This window comes from Aquabacterium sp. (assembly GCF_035476535.1).
Taxonomy (GTDB): Bacteria; Pseudomonadota; Gammaproteobacteria; order Burkholderiales; family Burkholderiaceae_C; genus Pseudaquabacterium.
Map to the genome: position 1 here is coordinate 1 of NZ_DATILJ010000286.1, position 4279 is coordinate 4279.

Sequence of the window (4279 nt, forward strand, 5' to 3'; positions counted from 1 at the left end):
GGCCTTGATTCGACATCTTCATCACATGTCGTCGGGCCAGCGCAGGCCCCAGCGGTCGATGACCGCGCGCACCCTCGCATCGCCGTCGGGAACCAGCGTGTACAGATCGGCACGGCCCCAGCGCAGTGCGTCGAGGCAGCACAGTATGTCGTCGCTGATCGCGATGTCGACAGCGCGGAGTTCGAATGGATCCAGCGCGAAGGCCTGGCCGTTGTAGGTGGCCGCGATGAAGCGGGCGATGCGCGCGATCTGGCCGGAATCGCGGGTTTCGGCGAGCTGCAGCAGGCGGGCGAAGGCCTGAGCGCCCTTCCGCGTTGCATCGTCCGCGCGGGCTGCGAACACATCCATTCCATCGAGCGTTTCGGTTGACGTTTTCATCCCATAACCTCCATGCGCAGCGGCTGCAGCCGGCATCACACCGATCGTCCGGTCGGTGCGCGGCTGTGGTCGCGCTGGATTCGAGGCCGAATCCAGCGCGTGCGGCCTTCGGGCTCAGGCTTTGAGCTTGCGCATCTCCTCGGCCAGCATCCACAGCGCCCGGTTCAGGCTCACGCCACGGTCGATGCTGGCCACCGGCCGGGTCTGCAGCCGACGCCCCTGCGCGCTGCGGCCAGGCTGACCACCGCTGATCACGTTCTCCTGCACGCGCTGGAACGTCGTCCACAGGCTATGACCCAGGTCCTCGGGCCGGCGCGCTTCGATCAGCTGCTCGGCGGTGACCGGTGCGGGCAGGTGGCCACCGAGCTGCTCGACGGTGCGCTCTCCGAAGCGCAGCGCCAGGGCGGCCGTCGCAAAAGCGATCTCCTCCGGCGCTTGAAGCTGCAGCGCCTTCATCGCCTCGGTGTGCTCCTCCACCGCGTCGAATTCGTCGAGCACGCGGAAGGCGCCTTCGATGAGAGCGGGCCAAAGCGGGGGCTACGCTGCCTTGCGCATCAAGTACGCGTCCCACCGGGGATCGTGCTGCGGTTTGGGTGGCCGAAGTGGCACGGGTACGGCGCGTGGCCGCAACTCGCCGTTGATATCGTGCACCCGCACCTGGGCCAGCAGGTGTGCGCCATGGTCTGACCAGCGCATCTGGCGGTGCTTGGCCATTCGCAGGCTGACCACTTGGTTGACCGCCGACTCTGCGATGGAGCTGCTGATCGGAAGCCCCTTGTGATAGCGCCGAGCGTAGTTGACCAGACCGCGATTGTTGTGAATGTAGCCGGCGACGCCCTGAAGGTTCCACCACAGCGTCATGTCTTCGTAGCCGGGGCGCTGCGTCAGCGCAGCGTCCAAGGCCTTCAATCGCGCGACGGCCTTGTTGGCCTTGCCGTGCCACACCAGCCACTTGGCGTGTTCAATCTCGGTCTCAATCGCCACTCGCTCAAGGAAGTCGATCGCTTTGCAGCCGAATACCGAGCGTTGGGCTGCCTTGAACTTCATCGCGATATGGAACCAGTCCAAGATCTGGCAGATCGGCTGCGCGCATCCCTTCGCGGCCTTCTCGAACTCCCCCGCCCCGTCGGTCAGAATCGTCACGCGAGCAGCGGGGTCTACACCGCTGGCGGCCAGAAACTCGTCAAGACGGCCCGCTGCTGAAGCGACCTGGTTGTGCACGTAGGCATACACCCACGTGCTGCCACCTTCGAAGCAAGCACGCCCGGCAACGAGGTTTACGTGCCGCCCCTGCCGACGAGGTGGGTCGCAGTGCCTGAGCCATGCGGAGTCCACCGCCAGGGCTGTCAGCGACGGACGGGGCGTCGCGTCCTCCTCATCAGCGGCCGTCGCTGCAGCGGTGGCGATGGGAACGGCGCTGGATCCGCGCTCCAACGCAGCGCCCACCGCCCGAACACGTCGCTTCATGCCACTGACGGAGAGCGACTCATTGATGGGCAAGACCTCGGCCAGCAGCTTGCTTGCCGCTGCGAACGGCAGGTGGGCAGCCCACTTCACCTGAAGGTACTCGAGCTCCGGCGTCACCCTGCTCGGCACCAGCAGTGTCAACGGGCTGAACGAGGCCCCTGGACGCCTGTTTGCGCATGCACAGACGCGCACCCGTGGGCTGCTGACCGTCACGCGACCGAAGACCGTTCGCATTTGCCGCTGGTGCCACCCCTTGATACTCAGCCGGCGTTCACATTGCTCGCACACTGCATGCGCCGCGGCGATTCCCTGAGACTGCTGGTCGACAAAGTACTGTTGAGCGGCCGCCAGCAATCCCTTGCCCTCGGCCAGCGACAGCCCAAGTGGGCTCGTGGTCAACTCGCGATCAATGACAGCAAGGCGCACCGGCTCGGTTCCGCCCAGATCGTCCACAAGTCGAGCTTCGATGATCATCTGCATGGCAGGCCTCCGCAAGCGCATCGGTGTGCGCAGATTCTGATCTGCAACGGACCACCCGAGGTTTGCCCCCACTTTGGCCCGCTCTCCTTCACGGCAGGGCTTGGCGGGCGCCTGCACTGCGGCTCGGTCGTCAGCGCTTGGCGACCGGGCCCGCGCCGACCGCGATCGCCATGCGCACCAGGTGCGACAGCGAACTGGCCATCATCTTCTCCATGATGTGCGCGCGGTGCGTCTCGACGGTGCGGATCGACAGCCCCAGAGCGTCGGCGATCAGCTTGTTCGGCCGGCCGTCGACGATGCTGGCCATCACCTCCTTCTCGCGCTCGGTCAGGCTGCCGTGGCGGCGCTCGAGCACGCTGCGCTCGCCGGCATCGTCCTGATGCTGCGACGAGCGTTCGATTGCCTCATGCACGCGGTCCAGCAGCGCCTGATCGTGAAACGGCTTCTCGATGAAATCGAGCGCGCCCGCGCGCATCGCCCGCACGGCCATCTGGATGTCGCCGTGACCGCTCATGACAATGATCGGCAGCGTGAAGCCCGAGGCTGCCAGGCGCGACTGCAGGTCCAGCCCGTTCAGGCCCGGCAACCGCACGTCCAGCAGCAGGCAGCCCGGCCGGCCTGGCCGGTAATCGCTCAGGAACTGCTGCGCCGAACCGTACTGCGCGCTCGCCAGACCGACCGAGCGCAGCAGCATGGCAACTGCATCGCGCACGTCGGCCTCGTCGTCAACGATGTGGATCAATGGGTCGTTCATCCTCAGGTCCTTCGCCGAGAGTTTTCGCGATCAGTGTGGCATTGCCGGCAGGCTCAGGTGGAACAGCGCGCCGGGCGGTACCGCGCCGGGGTCATCGCTGTCGGCCAGCCACAACCGCCCCTGGTGGGCTTCGGCGATCGAACGGCTGATGGCCAGCCCGATGCCCATGCCGCCGGGCTTGTGCGACACGAAGGCATCGAAGATCGACGCCGCCACGTCGGCCGCCACGCCCGGGCCGCTGTCTTTGACCGATAGCAGCACGGCGCCCTCGTGCAAGCACGTGCGGATGCGCAGGATGCGCTCGGCACTGTCGGCCTGCTGCATCGCCTCGATGCCGTTGCGCACCAGGTTGAGCAGCACCTGCTCGATCTGGATGCAGTCCACATCGACCCGCGGCAGCACCTCGGCCAGTTCGGCCACCAACTGCACACCGCATTGCGTGGCATCGGCACGGGCCAGTCCGATCACCTCGCTGACGATGTAGTTCGGCTCCACCGGCAACGTGCGCACCTCGTCGCGCGCCAGGAAGCCGCGCAGGCGGCGAATGATCTCGCTGGCGCGCTCGGCCTGCGTCGCGATGCGGCCCAGGGTGTCGGACAGCTCGGCTGGCGCGGCCCCTGCGGCCAGCAACCGCTGGCTTGCCTGCGCGTAGGTGCGCACGGCAGTCAGCGGTTGGTTGATCTCGTGGGCGATCGCCGAGGCCATCTCGCCCATCGCGCTGAGCCGGCCGACGTGGGCCAGCTGTTGCAGGTGCTGGCGCCCCTGTTCCTCGGCGCGCAGCCGATCCGTAACATCACGCCCGACCGCCACCACCGCGACGAGCACGCCGGCGTCGTTCAGCCTGGCTTTTTGCGACCAGGCCAGGCAGCGCCAGCCCTCGGCGGTGGCCACGCGCTCCTCAAAGTGGCTTTCATGCGGCGGCACCTGCAGTGCACCCCAGGCGGCGGCAAAGCGCGGGTGGTCGTCGTCGGCCACCGGCGGCCGGTAGGTGCTGCCCAGCAACGCATCCTCGGCCACGCCGAACAGCCGGCAGAAGGACGGGCTGGCGAACAGCAGTCGCCGCTGCGCGTCGTACTGCACGATCACGTCGGTCTGGTGCTCCACCAGCAGCCGGTAGTTCGCTTCGCTGGCGCGCAGCACATCCTCGGCACGCTTGCGGCGCAGTTCGGCCGCGGCGCGGGAGACGAAGATCTGGAACAG

General features: G+C 67.2%; 5 protein-coding genes. All 5 read right to left on the reverse strand.

Annotated features, from left to right (window positions below; all coding sequences use genetic code 11):
- Positions 1 to 21: 21 nt before the first annotated feature.
- Entirely contained in the window at positions 22 to 414 is a 393-nt protein-coding gene (locus tag VLK61_RS28000) for a DUF7673 family protein (protein WP_325426252.1), read from the reverse strand.
- A gap of 78 nt (positions 415 to 492) precedes the next feature.
- Positions 493 to 894 (reverse strand): DUF932 domain-containing protein, encoded by a 402-nt coding sequence (locus VLK61_RS28005; protein WP_325426260.1) that lies wholly within the window; start codon positions 892 to 894, stop codon positions 493 to 495.
- 21 nt (positions 895 to 915) lie between these two features.
- Positions 916 to 2325: an ISKra4 family transposase gene (locus VLK61_RS28010; protein ID WP_325426254.1), complete on the reverse strand. Its 1410-nt coding sequence runs from the start codon at positions 2323 to 2325 to the stop codon at positions 916 to 918.
- A 130-nt stretch (positions 2326 to 2455) separates the two neighbouring features.
- On the reverse strand, positions 2456 to 3079 hold the full coding sequence (locus VLK61_RS28015) for a response regulator transcription factor (RefSeq protein ID WP_325426256.1): 624 nt from the start codon (positions 3077 to 3079) through the stop codon (positions 2456 to 2458).
- A 30-nt stretch (positions 3080 to 3109) separates the two neighbouring features.
- On the reverse strand, positions 3110 to 4279 hold a 1170-nt coding region (locus tag VLK61_RS28020), incomplete at its 5' end, for a PAS domain-containing sensor histidine kinase (protein WP_325426258.1).

What these genes read in the sequence shown, in the direction of transcription:
- VLK61_RS28000 (WP_325426252.1), bottom strand. Translation starts at nt 414, where the DNA reads ATGCCGGCTGCAGCCGCTGCGCATGGAGGTTATGGGATGAAAACGTCA.
- VLK61_RS28010 (WP_325426254.1), bottom strand. Translation starts at nt 2,325, where the DNA reads ATGCAGATGATCATCGAAGCTCGACTTGTGGACGATCTGGGCGGAACC.
- VLK61_RS28015 (WP_325426256.1), bottom strand. Translation starts at nt 3,079, where the DNA reads ATGAACGACCCATTGATCCACATCGTTGACGACGAGGCCGACGTGCGC.